18 protein-coding genes and 1 pseudogene are annotated in these 24,081 nt (G+C 69.6%); 11 read left to right on the plus strand and 8 right to left on the minus strand.

Going from position 1 to position 24,081, the window contains the following annotated elements; genetic code table 11:
- Nucleotides 1–129: 129 nt before the first annotated feature.
- The 4 genes from K8612_RS23395 to K8612_RS23410 all read right to left on the minus strand — a co-directional run bounded on the left by K8612_RS23395 (nt 130) and on the right by K8612_RS23410 (nt 3,177).
- Nucleotides 130–1,362: a TolC family protein gene (locus K8612_RS23395; RefSeq protein WP_223763914.1), complete on the minus strand. Its 1,233-nt coding sequence runs from the start codon at nt 1,360–1,362 to the stop codon at nt 130–132.
- A gap of 189 nt (nt 1,363–1,551) precedes the next feature.
- Nucleotides 1,552–2,037, minus strand: a complete 486-nt coding sequence (locus K8612_RS23400) for a hypothetical protein (protein WP_223744474.1) — start codon at nt 2,035–2,037, stop codon at nt 1,552–1,554.
- Between the two features lie 129 nt (nt 2,038–2,166).
- The gene (locus tag K8612_RS23405) at nt 2,167–2,544 is read right to left on the minus strand and encodes a response regulator transcription factor (RefSeq protein ID WP_223744475.1); all 378 of its coding nucleotides are present in this window, start codon (nt 2,542–2,544) and stop codon (nt 2,167–2,169) included.
- A gap of 180 nt (nt 2,545–2,724) precedes the next feature.
- Complete coding sequence (locus K8612_RS23410; protein WP_223744476.1) at nt 2,725–3,177, minus strand: Fur family transcriptional regulator; 453 nt, start codon at nt 3,175–3,177, stop codon at nt 2,725–2,727.
- A gap of 272 nt (nt 3,178–3,449) precedes the next feature.
- Between K8612_RS23410 and K8612_RS23415 the strand changes: the two genes are divergently transcribed.
- Entirely contained in the window at nt 3,450–5,423 is a 1,974-nt protein-coding gene (locus K8612_RS23415) for an ATP-binding protein (RefSeq protein WP_223763915.1), read from the plus strand.
- A 94-nt stretch (nt 5,424–5,517) separates the two neighbouring features.
- A complete protein-coding gene (locus K8612_RS23420) occupies nt 5,518–5,928 on the plus strand; it encodes a hypothetical protein (RefSeq protein WP_223744478.1) in 411 nt (136 codons plus the stop codon).
- A 51-nt stretch (nt 5,929–5,979) separates the two neighbouring features.
- Here the strand turns inward: K8612_RS23420 and K8612_RS23425 are convergent, their stop codons facing one another.
- From K8612_RS23425 to K8612_RS23435, 3 genes are read right to left on the minus strand one after another with little or no spacing between them, the layout of a single operon-like run.
- The gene (locus tag K8612_RS23425; protein WP_223744479.1) at nt 5,980–7,314 is read right to left on the minus strand and encodes a DUF3396 domain-containing protein; all 1,335 of its coding nucleotides are present in this window, start codon (nt 7,312–7,314) and stop codon (nt 5,980–5,982) included.
- The gene (locus K8612_RS23430; RefSeq protein ID WP_223763916.1) at nt 7,311–9,413 is read right to left on the minus strand and encodes a hypothetical protein; all 2,103 of its coding nucleotides are present in this window, start codon (nt 9,411–9,413) and stop codon (nt 7,311–7,313) included. Before K8612_RS23430 ends, K8612_RS23425 begins: the two co-directional genes overlap by 4 nt.
- Entirely contained in the window at nt 9,403–10,737 is a 1,335-nt protein-coding gene (locus K8612_RS23435) for a hypothetical protein (protein ID WP_373692132.1), read from the minus strand. The genes K8612_RS23430 and K8612_RS23435 overlap by 11 nt, the downstream gene beginning before the upstream one ends.
- Nucleotides 10,738–11,248: 511 nt before the next feature.
- On the opposite strand from K8612_RS23435, the gene K8612_RS23440 reads away from it, so the two are divergent.
- The 9 genes and pseudogenes from K8612_RS23440 (at nt 11,249) to K8612_RS23480 (ending at nt 21,060) form a co-directional block, all read left to right on the plus strand.
- Entirely contained in the window at nt 11,249–13,075 is a 1,827-nt protein-coding gene (locus K8612_RS23440) for a peptidoglycan-binding protein (protein ID WP_373692130.1), read from the plus strand.
- A gap of 6 nt (nt 13,076–13,081) precedes the next feature.
- Complete coding sequence (locus K8612_RS23445) at nt 13,082–13,636, plus strand: hypothetical protein (protein WP_223744483.1); 555 nt, start codon at nt 13,082–13,084, stop codon at nt 13,634–13,636.
- A 13-nt stretch (nt 13,637–13,649) separates the two neighbouring features.
- Nucleotides 13,650–14,156 (plus strand): tyrosine-protein phosphatase, encoded by a 507-nt coding sequence (locus K8612_RS23450; RefSeq protein ID WP_223744484.1) that lies wholly within the window; start codon nt 13,650–13,652, stop codon nt 14,154–14,156.
- Nucleotides 14,157–14,165: 9 nt separating this feature from the next.
- On the plus strand, nt 14,166–15,560 hold the full coding sequence (locus K8612_RS23455) for an IS30 family transposase (RefSeq protein ID WP_223763919.1): 1,395 nt from the start codon (nt 14,166–14,168) through the stop codon (nt 15,558–15,560).
- A gap of 128 nt (nt 15,561–15,688) precedes the next feature.
- Nucleotides 15,689–15,940, plus strand: coding sequence for a hypothetical protein (locus K8612_RS23460; protein WP_223745179.1), 252 nt, complete (start codon nt 15,689–15,691; stop codon nt 15,938–15,940).
- Between the two features lie 66 nt (nt 15,941–16,006).
- Nucleotides 16,007–16,579: pseudogene (locus tag K8612_RS23465) on the plus strand (transposase); the annotation flags it as partial.
- 333 nt (nt 16,580–16,912) lie between these two features.
- Nucleotides 16,913–17,848 (plus strand): DUF2381 family protein, encoded by a 936-nt coding sequence (locus K8612_RS23470; protein ID WP_223763920.1) that lies wholly within the window; start codon nt 16,913–16,915, stop codon nt 17,846–17,848.
- Nucleotides 17,845–19,779, plus strand: coding sequence for a serine/threonine protein kinase (locus tag K8612_RS23475; protein ID WP_223763921.1), 1,935 nt, complete (start codon nt 17,845–17,847; stop codon nt 19,777–19,779). The genes K8612_RS23470 and K8612_RS23475 overlap by 4 nt, the downstream gene beginning before the upstream one ends.
- Nucleotides 19,780–19,896: 117 nt before the next feature.
- Nucleotides 19,897–21,060, plus strand: a complete 1,164-nt coding sequence (locus K8612_RS23480) for a protein kinase (protein WP_223763922.1) — start codon at nt 19,897–19,899, stop codon at nt 21,058–21,060.
- Between the two features lie 24 nt (nt 21,061–21,084).
- On the opposite strand, the gene K8612_RS23485 is transcribed toward K8612_RS23480, so the two are convergent.
- A complete protein-coding gene (locus tag K8612_RS23485; protein ID WP_223763923.1) occupies nt 21,085–23,982 on the minus strand; it encodes a PAS domain-containing protein in 2,898 nt (965 codons plus the stop codon).
- Nucleotides 23,983–24,081 lie beyond the last annotated feature (99 nt).

Genomic DNA, 24,081 nt, shown 5'->3' on the forward strand with positions numbered 1-24,081 from the left:
AGGCGCAACCCGGTACGGCTCCCAGCAGGAGGGTGTGAAGCAGGACGTGTCTCATCATGGGTTGGCGAGGAGTGAGGGAGCCGGTGCGAAGCGGCGCGGCCCCGTGTTGAAGGCAGGTGCAGGCCGTGCTCAGGGGGTGGCTTCGTTCGTGGCGGACGCGTCGAGCGCGTCGATGAGGAGCCGGGCTCGCACGCGCGCCAGCGCCTCGTCCGCCAGCGCGTGGCCCAGGCGGATGCGGGCCTGGGTGCGCGCACGCCGCAGGCGCACCACTTCGAGGACCGTGGTGTCTCCGGCGCGGAAGAGCAGCTCGCCCAGCCTCGCCGCCTCCTCCGCACCGGGGAGCAGCGTGTCGCGCAGCACCTCCACCACCTCGTGGGAGTGCTCCACCTCGTGGAGCGCGAGCGCCAGCGCTGAAGCCGCGGCGGCGGCGGCCTCCAGGCCTTCACCCTCCAGCCGCGCGGCGTTCGCCAGCAGGGTGCCCCGCTCGCGTTCGCCATGGTCGAACACGGGAGGTGTCAGGCCCACCGTGGCCACTCCACCCACCGCGCCGTCGTACTCGCGCAGGGCCGCGACGCCGAGCTGCAACTGGAGCCCCCTGGCCGCCTTCGCCTCGTCCGCGCGGGCACGCTCCGCGCGGGCCAGCGACATGCGAGCGGTCACCTCCGGAAGACTCGCGGCGCGCTCCTGCAACGCGGGCCACCGGGACTCCTCGGGCAGGGCCACTTCGGGCAACGGGCCCGTCGCGGTGACGGAGACCGCCTGCCGTGCGCCCACCTGCCGGGAGAGCTCCGTGCGGCGCGCGATGGCCACGCCCTGGACGTCCAGCTCCGTGAGCCGCGCATCGGCCGCGTAGGTCGCGGCCTCCGCCACGTCCAGCTTCGTCGCCGCGCCCAGCGCCGCCGCGGACTCCACCGCCTCGCGGAACGCGTCGGCGAGCCGCGCCTCCTCGGCCGCTCGTGCCTGGGCCTGCTCGGCGGCCCACAGCGACAGCCAGGCCTCCGCGACGGTCAGCCTGCGGGCCAACAGCGCGGAGCGGGCCTCCTCCGACAGCGCCTGGGTCTCCCGCCGCACGGCCTCCTTGCGCGCGGAGCCGAGGCCGGAGAGGTGAAACGGCTGGGCCACGCCGACGCGCAGGTCCAGTCCGCTCCCCGCCGTGGCCGAGCTCCGCCATCCGGGCTCCACCACGAGCTGTGGGTTGGACAGCGAGGAGACCCGGGACGCCTCGGCGCGCTGGGACACCACGGCGCGCGCGGTGGCGGCGGGCAGGGGAGCACGCTCCGCCAGCGCGAGCGCCTCCGCGAAGCTCATCGAGGTCGGCTCGGGCGAAGCGGCGAGCAGGAACGCGGTCAGGACAACCACCATGCGCGGCACCGTAAAGGCCTGGCGCGAGGGCATCCTGAGACGTCCGTGAGAGGAGTCTCAGAGAATGCCGGGCCCTGTATCGAGCACGCAGCCCTGCTTATGGCGTCCCGCCTCCTTCCCGCGAAGACGCCGGGCCCGCTCCCAGCGGTGGAAGCGGGCCCGGCGAAGGACTTCGTGGCGCCGCGAAGGCTACTTCGTGGCCTTGGGCGAGGTGGCCTTCAGCTCCAGCGCGATGGGGTCATCCCCCTTCAACTGGAACTTCGCGCGCACCTTGGCGCCCTCCGGCAGCTCGCTCGCCTTCACGGCCTTGCCGTCCAGGGTCACCTTCGTCTGGTCATGCACGTCCAGCTTCACCTCCGGCAGCGTGTCCTTGCGCGCCAGGGTGATGTCGTCGTTGTCCTTGGCCTTCACGGTGCCTTCCAGGCTGAAGGCGTCCTTCTCCTTCCACATGCCCGCCTGCGCCGCGGCCTCCTTGGAGGTGTCCTTGCCCACGACCTTCTTGGCGGTGTCGCTGATGGCGGGGCCCACCTCCTGGGCCTCGATGCCCGTGGACGGGCCGTTGATCTGCTGCGAGCTGGGCGCGCTCGGCGCCGGGTGCTGCGGCGTGCCGGTGGTGTCCTGCGCGAAGGCAGCCGTTCCCACGCACATCACTGCCGCGACGATGAGCTTCTTCATGGTCCCGCTCCCTTTCGTTCATGGGATTCGTGTTGTTCTCAAGGGTGGGGCGGCCGTCCTCCGCCGCCAACCGGCCCATCGAGTCCTGCGCCACCATGCCGCCCCGCCGCAGGTGGGGCAGGCAGGCGTTCAGACCGGCAGGCACAGTTGCTTCACGGTGGTGAGCAGCGCGGACAGGTCCAGGGGCTTGCGCAGGTAGGCCGCCACGCCCATCCCATCCACCGTGTCGCGCACGTCCAGGTCCGCGCTGGCCACCACCACCGGGATGTCCGAGCACGCGCGCTCGTGGCGCAGCGCCTCCCGGAACGCGATGCCGTCCATGCGCGGCATCATCAGGTCCAGGAGGATGAGCTGCGGCCGGGGCTCCGACGAGCGCAGCCGCTCCAGCGCCTCCAGCCCATCCGCCGCCAACTGCACGGCGTAGCCCTCCAGCTCCAGCGCGTCCTGGAGCGCATCCCGGATGTCCATGTCGTCGTCGACGACCAGCAACGTGTGATGGGCTTCCATCCCAGTCCCCCTGCGAACCCTGGAGCACCCACGCCGTTCCCCGAGCCGGAACGGCGGGTCCCCGCCTTCGCCAGACAGAATCTGTGCCTGGGGCCAGGAGAGCGGAAGCTCACGTGTAGGCGTATGCCTACCAGTGAGCACATTTCCACCAAGGGCTCCCCTGGCTGGCGGGAGGGGGCGCTACTCGCAGCGGTCGCAGAGGCCGCGGAGCTGCACCTCCACGGCGCGCTGCGACACGGCGCGGGGGACACCGCGGGCGGTGGTGAGGCGCACGGACTCCTCGGGGAGGCAGGAGACGGTGCCGCAGTCGGTGCAGGTGAAGTGGGGGTGGTTGTTGGCGTGCTCGGTGGCGCCGGGGCGCTTGAGCTCGAAGCGCCAGACGTGGTCGCCCAGGTCGGCGCGCACGACGAGGCCGGCCTCGGTGAGGTCGGTGAGGTTGCGGTAGATGGTGACGCGGTCGTAGCCCTCGCCGCCCAGCTCCTCCACCAGGTCCGCGTGGCTCATGGGGGCGGTGGCGGTCTCCAGCTTGCGCAGCACGGCCACGCGGGGGGCGGTGCTGCGCAGCCCCGCGGCGCGAATCCGGTCCTGGAACCCGGTCAGCTTCTCCTGCGCCGTGACTTTCTTGGCACCCATGCGCGGTCGAATAACACAGCGCCGCGCCCACGTCCCCACGCCGGTGCAAACGAAGTGTACCTGTAGCCCGGTTGTACCTGTGACGCGGCAGGCCAGCGGCCGGCCGCTCTCCCGGGTCCGTGGCCTTCCAACTTCCAACACTTCCAAAGGGTTGCCTTGACTCGGGGGCCCCCGTCACCAGACTGCGCCCTTTCCACACCCTGGAGGGTGGGCCGTTGGGGTCCCTCCCTTCCAGAACGACCTGTCGCCCGCGTCCGTCCGCCTCCCACCCGATGAAGCCCACCCTGCTGCTCGCCGAAGCTCCGGGCCCCCACCGGGAGCTCCTGTCCCTGGCGTTCCAGGGGCAGGGGTGGCGGGTGCTGCTGGCCGCGGGGGTGGAGCCGCTGGTGCGCGCGCTGCGCGAGTCCGCGCCGGTGCACCTGGTGCTGGTCGCGGGGGCGCTGCTGGCCTCGGCGGTGGAGCCGCTGGACGCGCTGCGCGAGGCGCTGGCCGCGTCCGGGGCCTCCCTCTGGGTGGAGGCCCCGCCGGCCGAGCAGGACGCCCTGCGGCGCTCGGGCCCGCCGGTGGCGGGGTTCCTCGCGCCGGGGATGTCGCTGGGGGCCCGGGTGGAGGCGGTGCGTCAGGCCCTGCCCCGGGAGGCGCGGGAGGCGCGGGACGGCCGGCCCGCGCTGCGGGTGCTGGTGGCGGAGGACGACCCCGTCTACCGCAAGCTCCTGCAGTTGGCGCTGGCGCCCTTCCGCTTCGAGCTCATGGAGGCGGAGGACGGGCTGGCCGCGCTGGAGCTGGCGCGGCGGCACCCGCCGGACGTGGTGCTGGCGGACGTGCTGATGCCCCGGCTGGACGGCTTCCGGCTGTGCCTGGCCCTGCGCCAGGACCCGAAGCTCGGGCGCGTGCCCGTCATCCTCACGCACGCCACCGCGCCGGACGAGCTGGACCTGCGCATGGCGGCCAACGTGGGGGCCAACGGCTTCGTGCGGCGCGCGCAGGGGGACGACGAGCTGGTGGCCACGCTCCTGCGCGAGTCCCGCGCGGAGGGGCCCCTGCCCGCGCCCGTGCACGGCGAGCTGTCCACGGAGACGCACCTGTACGCGATGGTGCGGCAGTTGGAGCGGCGGGTGGGGCTGCTGGAGCAGGCCGAGCGCACCGCGCGCGAGAGCGAGGAGCGCTACCGGCTGGTGGTGTCCGGCTCCTATGACGGTGTGTGGGATTGGGACGTGCGCGACCAGCGCATGTACTGGAGCCCGCGCCTCCTGGAGATGCTGGGGCTCCGGCCGGAGGACTTCCCGGGGACCTCCGAGGCCTTCCTCGCGCGGGTGCACCCGGAGGACCGGGACGGGGTGGCGTCCGCGCTGGCGCGGCACCTGGAGCAGGGCGCGCCGTACGACGTGTCCTTCCGGCTGCGGCACGAGGCGGGGGGCTACCGCTCGTGCGTGAGCCGGGGCCGGGCGCTGCGCGACGCGCAGGGGCGGCCGGTGCGCATGGCGGGCATCATCGGCGACGTGACGGAGCAGCTCCGGCTGTACCGCGAGGCGCGCGAGGCGGTGCGCGTGCGGGACGAGTTCCTGGCGGTGGCCGCGCACGAGCTGCGCACGCCCCTGGCCGCGCTTCGCTTACGCGTGCAGGGCACGGCGGCGGCGCTGAAGCACGAGCGCCAGGTGGCGCCGGAGCGGCTGGAGCGCGCGCTGGTGGCGGCGGACCGGCAGGTGCAGCGGCTGGCGGACCTGGTGGAGGGGCTGCTGGACGTGTCGCAGATGCAGGGCCACGCGCCCCGGCTGAACCTGGAGGACGTGGACCTGGGGCAGGTGGTGCGGGACGTGGTGCTGCGCTGGGAGGAGCTGGCGGCGCGCGCGGGGTGCCTGCTGGTGGTGCGCGACGTGGCGTCCGCGGTGGGGCGCTGGGACTCGCTCCGGCTGGGGCAGGTGGTGACGCACCTCTTGGTGAACGCGGTGAAGTTCGGTCCGGGCAAGCCCGTGGAGCTGGAGGTCCAGGCGGACGCGCACACGGCCTGGCTGGTGGTGCGCGACCACGGCATCGGCATCGCGCCGGACCGGGTGGACGGCCTCTTCCGCCGCTTCGAGCGCGCGGTGCCCACGCGCAACTACGGGGGGCTGGGGCTGGGGCTGTATCGCCTGTACCGCATCGTGGAGGCGCACGGCGGGGACGTGACGGTGACGAGCACGCTGGGACAGGGGGCCACGTTCCGGGTGCGGCTGCCCCGCGCGGGGCCCCCGGTGGGCCACGCCTGACGGCCGTCCGGGCGGCCGCCGCCTCTGTCGGGTGCGCTACATCCGGAGGGCGCGGGCCGCTTTTCTCCCGGCTGGGCGGATGCACCTTCCCCGCATGGGAAAGCGACCCACCGTGCTGGTGCTCAACGGGAGTGAAGACCTCATCGAGGCGCTGGAGGAGGTGCTCGACGAGGCGGGATTCCAGAGCAAGGGCGTGCGCGTGCAGGACGTCATCCGCGGCCCCCTGGACTTCGCCACGCTGGTGCGGGAGACGGCGCCGACGGTCATCGTCTACGACATCAGCGTGCCGTTCGACCTGAGCTGGCACGCGTTCCAGAAGCTGGCCGCCAACCCGGCCGCCGCGGGCATCCCCTTCGTGCTCACCACCACCAACCGCGAGGGCGCCAGGGAGTACACCGGGACGGATGTCATCGAGTTGCTGTTGAAACCCTATGACATCGACCAGTTCACCCGGGCGGTGGACCAGGCCGCGAGGCGCGGGGCTGGCAGGGCAGGCGCGCGGTGAGGGGGACTCGTCTCCGCGGGCGCTGCGTGGCGCGCCTGCGCGCTGCTCCCGTCACGACCGGTGTCGCTCCGCTTCCCGGAAGAACTGCGTGAGCGAGTGCGTCAGCAGCGACTGGCGGGACGCCATGTACCGGCGGGCGCGGAGGAAGGGCAGCCAGACGCGTTTGCCGACACGCACCTGGGACTCTTCGGGGTTCTGGCGCGGAATCCAGGTCCCACCCAGGCGCTTCACCAGGATGCCGCCCAGGTAGGCCCCCAGGGCCGGGGCGGTGTGCGTGTCGATGAGCTCGCGCTTGTATCGCTCCGGGAAGTTCTCCCGCCAGAAGTAGAAGTCGAGGTCGGTGAGGGACTCGGGCGTCGCGTCGAGGATGCTGGGCACCTTGGTATGCAGCGCTGCCATGAGGCCTTCGGTCAGGTCTCCGTAGCCGCTGTGGACCTGCGCCGGGCTCGCTACGTCCGAGGGCAGGGCGACCGGGAGCCACTCTTCCGGCTCGGGGGGTTGGAAGACATTGAGTTCGGCGATCTTCTGCTGTCGCTCGCTGATGGCGTACTCGCCAGACAGCCGCGAGAGGAGCGGCGCCAGGTCCGGGTGGAAGCGGGGCTCCACCGGCGCCAGCGCCGCGCTGCGCTCACGCAGGTTGCGCAGCACCGTGTCGAAGTCGAGGTCCGGCCGCAGGTGCACATGCGCCCGGGCCTGGGCCACGCGCGCCTCGTCGCTGGCGAAGTCGGCGGCGGTGGGCCACAGCACCAGGAGGACGGAGCCATTGGGGAGCTCCTCCACGAGGTGCGCAGGCGTCGAGAGCATCCGCTCACGGCCTAGACGCTCTACGAGTTTGGGACCGAAGACGTTCAGCCAGGACACTTCTTGAATCCTGTCGTCCCCAGTCTCCTCTGAAGGGTCCACGGCGCTGTCAGGGCTTGAGCCCTCCGCCAGTTGATCCTCGGCTAGACTGTTGGCTGTGGCGCCAGCAACAGGGTAATGAGAAGCCCAGGCGCGGACCATGCCCACAAACTCGCTGCAAGGCGCTGTCTCCCTGAAAAGCGATAGTGGCTGAACGGAGATCCATACATACAATCTGGGGGCTGATGGCGGCAACGAGAGCCTGAGAGACATATCCAACACGGGCCACGTCGCACGAGAGAGGCCAACGGACATGCTTTTCTTTCCGCGCTTCTCGTCCAGCGCCTTCAGGACGGAATCGCGGGAGTATGTGTACTGCCGCTTGCCTTCAACAACTTCCGGCATCCACGTGCCCGCGTGAGACTCAAGCGCCCTGAAAAAGGGCTCCAACGCCTGATTCAGGTCTAGGGCCTGATCGAAGGTAGCCTCAAGGGAGAGACGAAGACGGTCGTCGGTGTCAGGTCCGCGTTTCTCAGCTCCATTCATTGGAACGACACCTCCACTCCCTCCACTTCATTCTGGGCATCTCGCACGGCCGCTCGCGATGCTTTCGGATCCGCAGGCTTGAGCTTTCCGCCCTCATATATAAGACGGACTCTCTGGACCTGTGCCGTCTGTTCGATTCCGGGGCGGCGAATGTTCAGGGTCTCCCCGTAGTATCTTGAGGCAGCGCTCGCGTCCTCGATCATTTGAGCCGTGAGAGCCTCGGCTCCGAGCTGCGAAAGATCACGACTCTTGAGGCTGAAGGTCTCCACGCGTGGCGTCGCGCCAGCAGTGGGCCCATCTTCGATGACAAGCACGTCCGCGAAGCGAAGGTCCACCTTCGCCACCCCCACGTGCGTCGCGATGCGGGGCCGGTCGAAGTCCTTGAGCCACCGCCGCTGCGCCCGAGGGAGGGCGGCGTCCGCCTCCAGGAGGGACACCATGGTCCGTTCGAAGGCCAGGCCCCGGGCGTAGAGCGCGCGCATCTCCCGGTAGCCCTCCCACTTCAAGGGGCCTTCGACAGCGGCGCCGCTCTGGAGTTCCTGGAGGCGCCTCTCCCGGTACGCGACGTATTCTCTCCAGAGTCCCGTGCCCTGATCGAGTCCGGGCGGTGGTGCCTCCACCTTCGGCGCCAGATGTTTCAGCAGCTTCACGTCCTTGGGAAGGCGCGGGCCCGAGGCCTCCAGCTCCGCCTGGAGCAGCCTGGCCTTCGCCGCCTCCGAGACTGCTTCGGATGAAGCGCGTGACACGCCCCTCGCCGGCACGCCTCGTGCGGACTCACGATGGGCCTCCGCCAACATCGCCTGGGCCTTCGCGGGGTTGCCGCGAGCTTCATACAGCGCCAGCACCCCCGCCTCGCCCCACTCGGCGGCGACCCGCGCGCCCTCCCGGCTCGCCTGGAGGTAGCGGAGCAGGTCGCGCGCGGCGGTGACGCCCAGTTGCTCCTCCAGCCGCTCCACCAGTGCCTTCAATCCATCCAGGTCGAACGCGGGCATCCGGAGCCGCGGCGGCCCACCGCGCGCTTCTACGAAGGCCCGTGCGCCCTTCCCGCCGGCGTACAGCGCCACCATCAACGCGGCAGGAGCCAGCTCACGCGTGGCCTGTTCGTACTGCCCCTGCGACAGCGAGTACGCGCCGTGCCCCGTCCCCGCCACCAGGTGGTAGAAGCCCAGCGGCACGCCGAACGTCAGGTGGTCGAAGCCACCCAACGCCACGCTGCCCGGCGAGAAGTGCCGCTCCATCAGCGCACGCTCCACCTGGTCGAGCGCTTCCTGGTAGGGCGGCGGCAGTTGCTCACGCCTTGCGTGGAGATCCGCGTACCGGGCCCCGTCACCCACCGGGGTGGTGGAGAGCATGTCCCTGCCAGCACGCCCCAGGCCTCGCAGGACGTCTCCGGCCTGTTCATCCCGGTCTGGGAACGCCTCCAGCGGCAGCCCGCGCCGCCGCAACTCCTCGCGGACGGTGGCCATGCTCCCCAGCGTCTGGCTCAGTTGCTTGTCGCGGGCCAGTGTGCGCACCACGCCGGGCAGCTCGTCGTCGAAGGAGGAGTGGAGGACGAAGAGGGCGAAGACCTCGGCATGGGGGAGGCCGTACTTCTCGCTGGCCGTGACGAGGAAGGCCGCGCGCTTGCGGCCGAGGACCTCCGAGGCCTTCGCATCCAGCGGGCCCAGGGCACCCAGCCGGACGGCATCCCAGTCCTCCAGCGACTCCACCAGCCGGGCCATGTCCACGCCCCGCTGCATGGCCACGAACGCGGCGGGTGAGGCGCATGCCAGGAAGGGCTCCAGCACCTCCCGGCTGGAGGCCAGATGGGGCCATCCCGCGGGCACTGCGTCGTCTCCACGGACGACAGCCGCTGCATGGGCCGGCGCCTTCGCGTTCGGCGCGTGGGGCTCCTCGCTTTCCTCGGCGAGGGGCGCGCGGCGATGGTGGAGGGGCGCATTCGAGATCGCCACCGTCTGGGCGGAGGCGGAGCGGGGGCTGAAAGCCAGGGTCGCTCCCGGGTCTGTCCTCGCTGACAACGAGACACAGCCCGCGTTGAGCAGCGCCGCCGCCAGAAGCAGCAGGCCCACGCTTCCGCGCAGCGGATGCTCAACGCACATTGTCCACCCCCATGCCCACGGCCGCGAAGGCCCCCGGCCTGAGCGACCCCTCCGCCGTCGGGAACAGCAACGTGCCTGCCTGTCCCAGCGCGTACAGCTTCCCCCCGAGGAAGCGCCACCGGGCCTCACCCGACACGAGGTAGCGCGCATCCGGCGCTCCCAGCCCCACCGCCAGCCCTCCTGCCGCCACGGTCAGGTCGCGGTGCGGGGACTGCACCTCCAGGCGTCCGTCCACGTCCACCCGGCCCCAGTTGAAGGCCTCCGCGCCCAGCGTGATGCGGAAGTGGCGCTGCCCCAGGATGCCCAGACGCCGCGCATCCCAGCTCAGGATCACCTCTCCGTAGGCCGAGGCTCCCTCCCGAAAGGGCGTGTCCGCCAGGGGCAGGGGGGAGGTGCCCGCCACTTCGAAGCGCGCCAGCTCATGGTCCGGGCCGAAGGCTCCCTGCCGGAAGCCTCCGCGTTGAAGGCGCCCCTCCAGGCGGGCCCGCAGGTCCATCGTTGGTGACACCGACTCCACGCCCAGGCCCGCGACCGCGCCCCATGCACCGCCCTTGCCCGGACGTCCGCCCCAGCCTCCCAGCAGGTGCAATTCGAAACCACCCTCCGGGGTCCTGCGACTCACCACGACGGCAGTGCCGTCCAGATGCGCCAGCGTCATCGGCCTGGAGGTGCCGCCGGCCTTTCCCCAGTCATGCGCGGCGGACAGCGAGAGCGTGTAGCGCGAGGGGAGGAAGGGCCGGCCGGCGAGGACGTGCTGCATGTCCAGCACGACCTCCGCGCCCATCAGGCGCGCGCCCAGCACATCCGAGGCGAAGGCCTCCGTGTACACCGGCCCCAGCCTGCCCGTCACCACCGCCCCGGCCGGGTGGTAGTCGGGGTTGATTCTGTTGTTGTAGCGCCGCACCAGGTGTCCGGAGAGCAGGGTGTAGGACTCCAGGGCGCCCATCCACAGCGAGTCCGGTGCGTCGCCGCCCACCGTGAGCATGCGCACCACCTGCCCCCAATCGGACAGCGCGTCCCAGTCTTCCTTCCGCACCCGTCCCGCGCCTTCCCCTCCACCCCACAATCGCAGCCGTACTGGAGCCCCCAGGTGGAGGTGGAACATCCCCCGTCTGGCCACCATCACCCGGGGCTCCAACCGCGCGAAGCCCTCGTCCACGCCCGCGCCCTGCCGAGGCAGGAGCGTCAGCGTCGTGGCCTCCATGCGCAGCAGGTGGAGCCACCGCGGGCTTTCCTCCGCGGTAGGCATTGGCCCGGTGAGGTCTTCCGCCCATCCCGTCCCCGGTAGGAGCGACAGCAACACCACGGCCCAGCGTCGAAGCAGGAACATCGGCACCTCCTGTGAACGCCCCGGTACGGGCGAATGGACAGAGGTTCTCCGCTCGGTCCGACAGGGGCCAGGGTGCAGGTCCTCTCTTTCCACGAGGCCCCGCCACACGCTCGAACGACACGCCCAGGTTCCCGACCGGTTCGAGTGCGTTCTTGAGTTCCCCTGAAACAATCAATGCGGTCGTGAACTTCTGAACCTCACGCTCGCGCCGCAGCGCGCCGAGGTACGGCACGTCGCGTGATCAGGATGGGCGCCACACCCGTCTCCGGTTACGTCAAGGCTCTCTGAAAAGACTCATCGGAGGTCCTGCCTCACCCAACGCTCCAGGGCACTGCGCGACAAGACACAATCCCTCTCAATGGGTTCTTCGGTCGCATTGATGTGCCTTCATATAGTTAAATCTCACACACGCCGCGACTTCAGGTCAGGGGGGGAGATGGGCCAACCCACAGGAAGCTTTGAGGTTTCCGAGGAATTGCTTCAATTGGGCTCTACGGGGGCCGCGGTGGCCAACCTCCAGAATCATCTCCGGCTGGCTGGACTCTATCGAAGGCCCATCGATGGTTGCTTTGGAACGGACACAGCTTATGCCGTCAGACAGTTCCAGTTCGACAGGAGGCTGAGCGCGGACGGGATCGTAGGCCCCTCGACCTGGGCGGCCCTGAGCACCCTCCCCACTCCTGCCTCAACAGTTGGCAACGCCAACAGCCCAAGGGGCTTTCCGTTCGAGATGGGAACGGGGGTCTACAGTGTCGGCCGGGTGTCCAACGGCGCTGGCGTGAACCTTCGAGAGCAACCCCATCTTTCCGGCACGTTCAAGAAGAAGCTCTCATTCAACACTCGCGTCTTCGTCTGCCGTGAGTTCTCGGGCGACTGGTATTTCGTGACGCTCGAGGATGGAAACTCCGGCTTCGTCTACAAGAAGTACATCAGCATCAATTTGCCCGACCCCGGAGCAGTCCTTCATAGGATCAAGAAGAACGAAGGCGCACTGGCCATTGTCAAGCAGCACTACAAGAACTCCACCATCCAATGGGGCCAGGACGAGCGCTATTATGCCAATGTCCTTGTCGAGGCGAATCGGGGTCCTGGGCTCCGCGGCATCTACAAGCCGACCGAGGATGCGACCTGGGACACGACCCAGACGCGTGAAGGCTACCTCATCTGGATTCCGAGCGTAGAGTTCGCCAAGAGCCTGCGCGGCAAGGTGGGCTCAGGTTCCATCACGTATGAACTGTGGCAGGACGTCAAGGTTCTCGCCACGAACGCCGGGAAAGCATACCTGGGGAATCTGGCCTTTTCCGCAGGCCTGATTCACGGCGCGCTCGAGGCCGTCTGGGATCTGCTCACAGGGCTCATTGATCTGCTGGAGTTGGTATGGAAGCTCGTCTACAGCTTGCTGAGCGGCGAGATCGTATCGGACTTGAAGGGCCTGTGGGATCTGGCTGCATCGTTGAACCTGAAGACGTTGACCGAGGCAGGCATCCAGGCTCTCGCCAACCGATGGAACGATCCAAATCTCCTTCGCCGTGAGCACTTCCGGGGCTGGCTGATCGGGTACGTCATCGTCGAGATCGTGATGGCGGTTGCTTCTGCGGGAGCCACCATTGTGAAGTGGGCAGGCAAGGCTGGAAAGCTTGGCAAGCTCCTCGCAGAATTTCCCAGGTTCGTAAGGCTCGCTGAGAAGGCGAAAGACATCACGAAGCCCCTGGCGCTGCGGAAGGCCAATCCGCTCAAGAAGACAGCCGCTCCACAGAAGCAACCGAAAGCCCCCACGAAGAAGCCCGGAGTGTCAGGGGTCCCCAAGGGATGGGAGAAATTCGCTCGGGAACTGGACGGAAGCTTCAAGAGACGACTCCAGCAGTTCCGCGGAGCCACGGACCTCAAGCCCGCCAAGGGACTTGCCGGTAGCGAGGGGCAGCTCTTCCTGTCGGAGAAGTTGCCCGGCAAAACACTGAAGCGATGGTTCAAGATCCGGCTCTCCGTTATGGACACGTCTATCAAAAAGCTACAAGAGGCGAAGACCGCCGTAGAGGCCAATTCCAGACTAAAAGCCGACATCAAAGTTGTGAAGATCTTCGAGCAAGGCCCTGACTGGGTGTTGCGTGAATTTGATTCCAGCTCGGTGGAGTTGAGCAAGGCCCTGAGCAACTCCACGACTTCAGCGGCCTACCGGCGCGTGGTCGCCGAGTTGCAGAAAATGAAGTCCGTGGGGCAACTGCCTCCGGTGCTTGAGGATCTGCTAAAGAAGCTGACCAGGGCCAAGGGGCCTTCGAATAACATCCACTGGTCCCCGGACATCAACAAGCTCGTCGTTATTGACATGATGTGAGAACCCATGCGCGACTTCGCCACCCTCCACCGTGAACTCAAGCTGAAGCCGTTTCTGGAGAGCCCGCTGGGAGCCCTGTACCTCTCTCGGGAGGTGCCAGGAGCATCCAGACTCGTCGTGCGGCACTTCGACGGTAGCCTGCCGAGCACGATGGTGGGTCCCTTCGTCGCGCTGCTGCGCTCGGCGCAACAATGGCTCGAGCGCAATCCCGAACTGGAACGCCTGGTGTCCATTGAGCAGCCGGTCGAGGTGGGCAGCGACTTCGTCGCTCGAAAGCACCACATCTACGGAGTGAACCTCGCATCTTATACCGAATGGGATGAGCCCCCCGCACCACCTCCGCAACTTGCCCGCATGCAGAAGGCCTTTCGTGGGAGCCGGGGCAAGTCGACCGACCCCAGGGATACGCTCCTGGAGAAAGTGTTGGCCCGGAGCCTGCTGGAGGCCACGGCGAAGACGTACTTCGATGATGACGAGGAGCGCTTCATCGTGGTTGACCTCAAGCCCACTGCGGACGAAGTCAAGCGCTGGGCGGCGCTGTCAGCGCCCGGCACCCGGTGACTAGGACTGCCCAATGAGTGATGTCCACCTTGTCTCCATTGGCGGCGGTGCGATCTCGCTGACACATCGCCCCAAGCTCAAGGACTTCTCCACGCTGCGTGCCGAAGGGGTGACTCACGTCGTCACCCTGCTCGCGGAGACCGAGGGCGCACGCCAGCTTGGCGAGGCCGCGACCCGAGCGGGCCTCGGTTGGATTTGGGTTCCGTTTCACGGCGGAGCGGTCCCGGCCCCCGAGCGGACCCAGGAGCTCAGGCAGGTGTTGCGCCAACTGAGCGCCATCGTCGAGGGTGGCGGCAAGCTGGTCATCCACTGCTCGGCGGGGATTCACCGCACGGGCATGTTCGGCTACGCGCTCTTGCGACAGCTCGGACTGAGCGCCGAGGCTGCGCGCGCCAGACTCGCAGAGTTGCGTCAGGTCACCGCGGAGGGCGTAGGCCCAGACCGCTTGGCCTGGGGGGATGCGCTGGTAGAGCCCTGGTCCTGGGTGGATTCAACGGGTCGTCGCAACACTCGAAACTGAGGAGTTGCGATGGGTGCAAAGAATCATCGACGGTCTGCTCGAACTGGACGCCCTCCCATGTCGTCGCCGGGGCGTCCCTCCGTGGGGCGACGTGAGCACCGGCAACGCTTCTGGGTGGCGATCGCGCAGGGGCTGTCGAGCGAAGATGCCGGCAGAGCAGCTGGCGTATCTCCGGTGGTGGGATGCCGGTGGTTCCGCGAGGGTGGCGGAATGCCCTCTTTCTGGCTGGCCCCGTTGGTGGGGCGGTACCTCTCGTTCGCCGAGCGAGAAGAAGTCGCGATTCTCCATGCCCAGCGCCTCGGCGTTCGCGCGATAGCGCGTCGGCTCCAGCGTTCTGCCTCGACCATCTCGCGGGAGTTACGCCGCAATGCCGCGACCCGCAGCGGTGGCTTGGAGTATCGAGCCACAGCGGCCCAGTGGCACGCGGACCGACGTGCTCGACGCCCGAAGGTCGCGGAACTGACCGCGAACGACGAACTGCGGCGGTACGTGCAAGAGCGCTTGGCGGGGACGCTCACCTCAGACGATGGGACACGCGTGCCTGGCCCAGAAGTGCGTTGGAAGAGTCGCCGCCAGGGACCACGAAAAGACCGACGTTGGGCGACTTCCTGGAGCCCCGAGCAGATTGCAAACAGGCTTCAGGTGGACTTCCCTGCGGATGCCTCAATGAGACTCTCCCACGAGGCCATCTACCAGGCGCTCTACGTCCCAAGTCGCGGTGCCTTGCGACGCGAGTTCACCAGTTACCTGCGGACCGGACGAACGCTGCGGGTGCCTCGGGCACGCACCCGTGTGCACGGGAAGAAGTTCGTCAGCCCAGAGAGCAAGCTCAACCAGCGCCCCAGCGAAGTCACGAACCGCAAAGTCCCTGGGCACTGGGAAGGGGACCTCATCTTGGGATTGGGGAGTTCCGCCATTGGCACGCTGGTCGAGCGCACCACCCGATTCACGCTGCTGCTGCACTTGCCGCGCATGGACAACCACGGCCAGCCTCGGGTGAAGAACGGGCCCGCCCTGGCTGGGCACGGTGCCGATGCGGTCCGCAGCGCCATCGCGTCCTCACTCACTCCGCTGCCGAAGCAGATGCGCCGGACGCTCACGTGGGACCAAGGAGCGGAGATGGCTCAACATGCCCGCCTTCGCGCCGACACGGGCCTCTCCATCTACTTCTGCGACCCCCGCGGTCCATGGCAGCGAGGCACGAATGAGAACACCGACGGCCTGCTTCGCCAGTACTTTCCAAAAGGGACGGACCTCTCCCGATACTCTCGTGAGCAACTCGCCACCGTCGCCGCCGCCCTCAACAACAGGCCCCGCAGGACTCTTGGATGGAAGACACCTTCCGAGGTGCTGAACACTCATCTATGTTCACTTCAACCAGGAGGCGTTGCGACGACCGCTTGAATCCGCCCTGCACTTCTGGGTGAGGTCAGCCTCGAGGATGTGGACGAGCTCCCCCTGTGCCAGCGTAGTTGTCGCCCGGACCGCGAGGCCGGCAGAAGCACCCAGGGGGCGTGAAGGGCAGGTAGGCCGTGCCGTACACGGAGCAATTCAAGGAGCAGATGGTGCGCCGGATGATGGGGCCGGAGGTGCTGAGCGCGACGGCCCTGGGCAAGCAGGTGGGAGTGCCGCAGTCGACGCTGTCGAAGTGGCTGAAGAGGGCTACGGTGGGAGCGATGACGAGCGAGTCTGAGCAGCAGCCGGAGGCGGCGAAGGTGGAGAGGAAGTGGACGGGGCAGGAGAAGCTGCGGGTGCTGGCGGCGGCCGAAGGGCTGAGGGGCTGAGAAAAATTTAACGTTTCTAATGCGTCCAATGGATGCATAAGCGCAGCAGTGCGATGATGAATCGCCATGGCGGGGAGCAAACGGCCGCGAGTGCGTGTGCTCCGGCCAAAACGGACGCAGGTGCTGTCGGCGCGGACCTACGAGCAGTTGGTTGACCGAGGTCATCCGGTGCGCGCCGTATGGGCGGCTGTTGAAGCGCTGGACATGTCGGACTTCGAGCGCGCCATCCGTGCGCGTCCTCATCACGCGGGGCGTGCGGCAGTGAATCCGCGGTTGTTGTTGGCGCTGTGGGTGTATGGGCAGATGGAAGGCCTCTCCAGTACTCACGCCATTGCGGCGAGACTGCGTACGGACGTTGCGTATTGGTGGTTGTGCGGCGGCGTCAGTGTGTCGGCGCATACGCTGTCCTCCTTCATGGCGCGCTCAGGCCCTGCCTTCCGGGCGTTGCTGGGCAAACTGCTGGATGACCTGTGCAGCCGCGGTGCCGTGCACCGGCCACGACGAGTCGCGCAGGACGGCACGCGTGTGCGTGCTTCAGCAGGGGCTGCCTCATTTCACCGCAAGGCCACCCTGCGGAAGCGGGCAACCACGGCGGCTGCTGCCGGCCTCGCGGTCCGGGCGACAACTACGCTGGCACAGGGAGTTCTTCCGTTCGTTCCATACGCCAGCCATCGAGGATGTCGTCGTCGCGGGGACGTTCGAGACGCGTCAGGCGGCGGAAGAGTGGTTGGCGAGTGGCAGGGGGCAGGATGGAGACCTCCTCCGGATCGCGGGGCAGGGGTTCCAGGTCATCCGGACCCGCGGAGGACAGCAGACGCTCCTGCGGACCCCCTTGCCTGAAGAGCTCATGAAGAAGTTCCCCCCGGGCCCAACGTAGATGCTTCCGCGGGGCGACCCGCCACATGCCGGGCCTCGAACCTCCCCGTCACGTCACCCCCGTCTGTTAGGGTGCGATGCTGGAGGTTGCCGCTCGTGCTCACGCTCCGTCGGGTTGTCTGTCCAATGCTGCTGATGCTGCTGGGGGTGGCGGTTCCGGCGTGGGCCGGGGCCCCCGGACCGCGCGCTCCCCGGGAGCGGAAGCTGGTGGTGCGGGCGGAGGAGGCCACGACGCTGCACCTGCTGCGCGTCGCTCCCGGGACCGTCACCACCGTCGTCTTCAACGAGGACATCCTGCCCGCGTCGGTGGACGCCCAGGCCCTGGCACCGCTGTTCGGGCAACTGAAGGTGTACCCGGGCGTGATGGTGCTGCGCCCCGCCGTGGCCATGCCGGAGTCGTCCCGGCCGCTCATCACCGCGCGCTTCGCGGGCGAGGACGCGCCCCGGCAGGTGTCCTTCCTGCTCGTCACCGACCCCAAGGAGGTGGACACCGTGGTGGAGGTGTCCCGCCACGCGCTGTCCGCCGAGGACCTGGGCGAGGAGTTGGCCCTGTTGAGAGGACGGTGCGTCGCCGCGGAGGCGGGGCTCGCCACCCTGCGCGCGCAGTGTGCCCAGACCGGACTGGCGGGGGCGGTGCTCACCGGCGCGCTGGGGCCGGAGGCGGTGTTGGTGGAGCGATCTCCTGCCGCCGTTGGAACGCCGGGCCTGAAGGTCGTGGGAAGTGCGCTTCTCTACCGCCACATCCGAACCCGGTTGATGACCTTCACCCTGAGGATTTCACCCGATGCCGCCGCGTGGGTGCCCGGCGCGGGACGGCTCATCCAATTGGGGCCGGATGACAAGGAGGAGCGGGTCATCCACCGGGAGATTCCCGTCCGGATGCTGGAGGCCCGGCTGGCACCCGGCACGAGCGGCCAGGTGGTCCTGGAGTGGCACATGCCGCAGGACCTGGTGCCCCAGGCCCGCTATGTGCTGGAGGTCTGGAATCAGGAAGGTGATCGCTCCGTGCGATGGAAGGGACTGTCCCTGTGAGCAGCGAGTCACTCGAGCTGGGGCTTCGCCATGCGGAGGCGGTGCTGGGGCGGGTCCTGCTGTCCCCCGAGTGGTTGCCGCCTGGGACCCGGGTGGACCGCTGGGAGGTGGTGGAGCGGTTGGGCGCGGGGGGTTATGGCACCACGTACTCCGTGCGCCGCGCAGGCCGTCCTCGGGGCCGGCTGTATGCCTTGAAGTTGTCCCGGCGACCCGGAGAGCGGTGGTTCGCGCGGGAGGCGGCGCTGCTGGCCCGCGTGCGGCACCGCGCGGTGGTGCGGTTGATCACCCACGGTGTCTGGCGGTTGGGGCCCGTGGAGCACCCCTATCTGGTGATGGAGTACGTCGAGGGGGAGTCGCTCTATGCATGGGCGCTGGCCCGCAACCCCACGGCTCGACAGGTCACGGGCCTGCTGGTGCAGGTGCTGGAGGCGCTGGCCGCCGCGCACCGCCAGGGTGCGCTGCACCGGGACTTCAAGGGGGACAACGTCCTGGTCACGCCTGACGGCAGGGTCAAGGTCCTGGACTGGGGCGCCGGTTGGTACGCGGGCGCACCCGTGCTCACCGCCACCGCCCGGTTGCCGCCGGGCAGTCCGCGCTACTACAGCCCCCAGTTGTTCATGTGGCGCGTGCTGTCGGAGCGCCGGCCCGGCGCTTCCAGCCCCTATGCCTACTCCGTCGCGGACGAGCTGTACGCGGTCGGCGTGAGCTTCTATCGCCTGTTGACGGATCAGTACCCGGCCGCGCAATGGGGCATGCCCCGGGAGGCAGCGGAGCCTCATGGCCTGCGCGCCGTGCGGGACCTCAACCCCCACGTGCCGGAGGCGCTGTCGGAGGCCTTGATGCGGTTGCTGGCCTTCGAGCCGGAGCGGCGCCCCGAGAGTGCGGCGTTGCTGGCGGGTGAGCTGCGCCAGCACGTGTCGGATGGCGGCCCTGCCTGGGATGCGCCGTTGTTCGACTGGCGCGAACGGACCGCCAGCGGCTCCCGCACGACCCTGGAGGCGGAGGAGGTCCGGGGGCCCGTGATGCCGGGGCAGGAGGTCGCCCTGCGGGACGCCCGCGTCCGCCACCTGGAGGCGGCCCGCCGGCTTCGCGAGGTCCGTGAGCTGCGCAGACGCGATCCCGCGAGGGTGGCCGCCGCCGAGGCCCGGTCACTCCGTGCGCTCCAGGCTCGGGGGCGCGGGGGCCGCGCGCGGCTTCTCTTCTGGGGCGCGTTCACGGTGTTGCTGGTGGGGCCGCTCGTCGCCGGGCTCACGGTGTGGGGCTTGCGGCGGGCCCTGGCGCGGGAGGAGCCCGCGCTGGCGGTGAGCGAGGCGCGGAACGTCCAGCAAATGGCGCCCCGTCCCGGGCCGGAAGAAGCTCATAAGCCATTGACGGACACCTCCCCACCCGTCCCCTTTCCACAGGAGAAAGCAGCCATGACTCCCCCTTCGCCGCAGCAGGCGGCCGTCATTCCCACGCCCGCCCGGTCTGGCACGCTCAAGCGGTGCTCCGCGGCGGTGGGTGCCGCCGTCCTCACTGCCTGCACGGGCGCCCAGGTGCGGCCGGACGCGAGCCGATGCCCCACGGGGGCCCTGGAGGCCATGCGGAAGCTCGGCCTGAACAAGACTGGCAGCGCGAGCATCTACACCGACATCAGGCAGCCCGGCATGGGCTCTGAAGACGCCATCGTCCACGACGGCCCCATCGTCAGCCTCGTCATCGAGCAGTACGGCGACCTGCCCAAGGGGACCCGCCTGTATGGGCGCCTCTGGACGGGGGAGGGCCGGGTCACGGGCCGCTACACCCAGGCGGAGCTGCCGGACGGGAGCATCCATCCCGTGTGCTTCGTCTACGGGAACTTCGATGGCGGCGAGTGGAACGAGGGCTCCAAGCCCGGCGCGGTCCGGGTGCCGCGCACCTTCGCATATACCGTCGTGGATTCGTTCCCGTGAGTCCTGCTTGCGGGACCGCCGGGCCGGGAGAAACGTTCTAATACAACCTGATGGGTCCTGGAGAATTTGACTACTCGAAAAGTAGTCTGGCGTTGTTCTCCAAGGAGCCCGCACGGCATGAGTCCTTCCAGGAAGGTGAAGCCTCCCCTGCCCGAAGTGCTGTTCAAGACCGGGTCCAGGTCGTTTGAACTGGAGCGGATCCTTCGGCGGCGCGGCCACGGGGAGCAGCACTTCCTGGCCGTCCGGAGGCAGCCCGGACATGAGCCCGTGCCGGTGTTCCTCCAGGCGCTGTCCCTGCGCGGCGGGGAGCTCTCCCCGTCGAGGGATCCACGCGCGCGGTTGCAGGAAACACTGGCGCTCTCACGGCTGCTGGAGCATCCGCGCATCGCCCGGCTGCACGGCGGCCACGAGGTGGACGACCTGCTCTTCCTTGAATGGGAGCGCGTCCCGGGCTGCACGCTGGATGACGTGGCGATGCTGCCGCTGGTGTATGTGCATGCGTTCTCCGAAGCGTTCCTGGTGCACGTGGGCCGCCAGCTCGCGTCGCTGCTCGGGTTCCTGCATGGGAAGACGGACGCGCGGGGAACTCCGCTGGGCTTCGTGCACCGCGACCTGCATCCACAGGGCCTCCGGTTCGGGCCAGGGGGCGCGGTGGCGCTCACGGACCTGGGGGATGTCCTCTCCCGGATGCCGGGACGGGTTCCCTCCAGCATCACGCGCCCGCACGGCGAGGTGTACTACGGCGCGCCGGAGGTGCTGTTCGGGGAGGGGGCGGATGCGCGCTCGGATCTCTTCTCGCTGGGGCTCATCCTGCTGGAGCTGGCGACGGGCCTGCACCTCTACAGCCTGCCGCGCGCGCTCATGGGCGACCTGGAGGCGCGGCTGACGGACGCGGACGCGAAGCGCGTGTTCCAGGGGATGATGGTGGCGGCGCAGGCGGGGCACGGCTCGGACGAATACGCCGACGTCGTGATTCACGCCGCCGCCTACCGGCCGGAGGACCTGGAGTCACTGATGGCGCGGCTGTCACCCGGGCTGCGCGCCATCCTCCACCGGCTGCTGCGCCGGGAGCCGTCGGAGCGCTACGCGACGGCGGAGGCGCTGGAGGCGGACCTCCATGTCCGGGCCGTGGAGCTGGGGGGTCCATACGGAGGGCCGGAGGCGGCGGAGGAGCTCCAGCGGGCGCTCGCGATGACGGCGCCGCTGCTGAAGGCATTCCAGACGGACGTGGGCGCGTTTCCGCCGGGCAGCGTGCTGCACCTCCCGACGCCCGCGGCCTGAGCCGGTGGCACCGGCCCCGCGCACCTAGCCTCCCGCCGCCGGCTTCGCCTCGGCGTGCGGCAGCCTCACCGTGAACGTCGTGCCGGCCTCCCGCGTGGACGTCACGTCGATGGTGCCGCCGTGCGCCTGCACGATGGTGCGCACGATGTAGAGCCCCAGGCCCACGCTGCGCGTCGCCGCGTCCACGCCCGGCGCCCCGCGCTGCATGGGCTGGAAGATGCGGGGCAGCACGTCCGCGGGGATGGGCTCTCCGGCGTTGTGCACCTCCAGCAGGACGCTCCCGGGCACCTCCCGCAGGCGCACCGTCACCGGCGTGTCCTCCGGCGAGTACTTCAGCGCGTTGCCCAGCAGGTTGATGAGCAGTTGCGTGACGCGGTCCGGATCCCAGCAGCCGCGCGGGCCCGCCTGCGGCAGCGACACCTGGAGGTCCCGTTCCGGGGCGGTCATCCGCGCCTCGTCCACCACCTGGCGCACCAGCGCCCCCAGCTCCAGGTCCTGGCACTGGATGGGGAGCCCGCCGCCCAGGCGCGCCTGGGTGAAGTCCAGCAGGTCGCGGATCATCCGCACCGCGCGCTCCGCGGAGGACTGGATGCGCAGGACGGCCTTCGTCGCGCGCTCGTTCAACTCCTCGCGCCGCAGCAGCGACGACGTGCCCAGGATGATGGCGCTCAGCGGGTTGCGCAGGTCGTGCGACACGATGCCCATGAGGTACTGCTCGAACTCCGCGCGCTGGCGCGCCGTCTCCTCCGCGAGCTTGCGCTCCGTCACGTCCAGCCCCGTGCCCACGAAGCGCACGGGCTGACCGTCCGGCCCGAAGTGCACGTGGCCCCGTCCGGAGATCCACCGCACGGGCTGGCCGTCCTGGGAAAGCCGCACGCGGAACTCGCTCGCGAACTCGCCGGAGCCCCCGGGCCGGGCGGCCTCCGCCATCGCGTGCTCCACCCGGGGCCGGTCCTCGTCCAGGACGGGCCGCATGACCTCGTCGAGCGCCACCTCCGCCCGCTCGGGCAGCCCCACCATGGCGCGGAAGCGCGCGTCCCAGGTGGTCCGGCCCGTGGCGAGCTCGATGTCCCAACTGCCCATGTCCGCCGCGTCCAGCGCCAGCCGCAGGCGCTCCTCGCTGGCCTGGAGCGTCTCCGCCAGCCCTTCCGCCCGCTGACGGGCCCGCACGGCTTCGGTGACCTCGCTGGCGACGACGAGGATGCCCTGGATGCCGACCTCGTCCGGGTGGAGCGGCTGGTAGACGAGGTTGAAGTACGCGTCCTCCAGGGCACCGCCGGGCGCCCTCGCCAGACGGATGTGCAGCTCCTGGCCCACGTAGGGGATGCCCGTGGTGAGCACGCCGTCCAGCAGCTCCCGGATGCCCTGCTCCTTCACCTCCGGCAGGACGTGGAGCAGGGGGCGGCCCAGGACCTGGGCGCTGGCGCGGCCCCAGAGCTGGCAGACGCGTTCGTTGGCCAGCTCCACGACGTGCTCGGGGCCGCGGAGGATGGCGAGCGCGACGGGGGCCTGCTGCAACAGCCGGTGCAGATGCCCGAGCGCCGTGTCCGCCTGGACGCGCGCGGTGCGGGCCTCCAGGAGCAGCCGCGCGCGGCCGCACTCCTCCTCGCGCTGGAGGGTGACGTCCTGCATGGCGCCCACCATGCGCACGCCCCGGCCCGTTGCGTCCCGCAGGATGACGCCCGTGTCCAGCACCCGCACGGCGCCGCCCTGGCGGTGGATGAACCGGTACTCGTCCTGCCACCGCGCCTGCGTGCCCCGGATGGCCGCGTGGATGCCGTGCTCCACCCGCTCGCGGTCCTCCGGGTGGATGCGCTCGACCCACCAGCTCGCCAGGGGGCCTGTCTCCTCGGGCGCGAAGCCGAGCAGCCGGCGCGTCTCGCCGCTCCAGGTCACCTCCTGGGTGAGCAGGTCCCAATCCCAGACGGTGTCCGCGGCGGCCTGGCTGGCCAGCCGGTAGCGCGACTCGGACACCTCCAGCCGCGTGGCGGTCTCCCGGAGCTGGCCCATCAGCAGGGCGCGGTCGAGGATGCCGGAGAGGGTGTCCACCAGCGTCTCCAGGAAGCGCCGGGTCCGCGGCGGCACCGGCCGCGCCTCCGCGAAGCCCACGCAGAGCACGCCCATCAGTTCGCCATGGGGCCACAGCCGCAGGCCCAGGAGCGTGCCCCAGCCGGGGACGTGCAGGCCCTCGCGCGCGGCGTCCTCCAGGCCCCGCGCCTGCGTGAGCGCCAGCGGCTCCTCCGAGCGCGCCACGCGGCCCAGGAACGACGGCCCCTGCGAGTCCACCCACCGGCCCGGGGGCGGCACCCGGTGCTGGGTGTGCGCGACGGGGACCATCCGCCGGCCCCCCGCGTCCACGAGGAACAGCTCCGCTCCGGCGGCCTCCATCGCCCGGACGATGAGCTCCACCAGCGGCCTCACCGGGCCCTGCATGTCCGCGCCGGGCTCCAGCGACCGGGGCGCCAGCGCGTCCATCTGGCGCAGGAAGCGCTTCTCCCGCTGGCGGTCCTCCAGCGAGTAGCCGGAGAAGAGGACCTCCACGTGGTCCATGGCTTCTTCCAACTGCTCGAAGAGGCACTGGAGGTCCGCGGCGCCGGGCCTGCGCTCCGGCCGGGCGTCCTCCCAGAGCTGGGGGATGAGCCGCCCCAGCAGCGTGTACTCGTCCGTCGCGTCCTGCTGCGTGGCGCCCACGCGCAGCCGCAGGTTGATGTGGGCCTCCTCCAGGCGCGCCCGCGTCTCCAGCCACTCCGGCGTGGCGCCGTGCCGGCAGATGGCCGCCACCGCGTGCAGGTACTCCGGCAGCGTGGAGATGACCTCCGACGGCTTCAGGCCCTGCGTGCTCTCCAGCCCGCGCGCCGCCTCCGCGAAGCGCCGCACCAGGACGTCCAGGTTCGCTTCGATGAAGTCCGCAATCAGGTTCATGGGGCCGTAGAGAGGGGGTTAGTACTACCCGGTCACTTGAGTCCAGGTGCCCCGTGTGATCTACGGGTGGGATGACACCCGCGCAGCTCAAGAAGCTGG

Origin of the sequence: Corallococcus sp. AS-1-6 (assembly GCF_020037015.1) — a bacterium.
Lineage (GTDB): Bacteria > Myxococcota > Myxococcia > Myxococcales > Myxococcaceae > Corallococcus.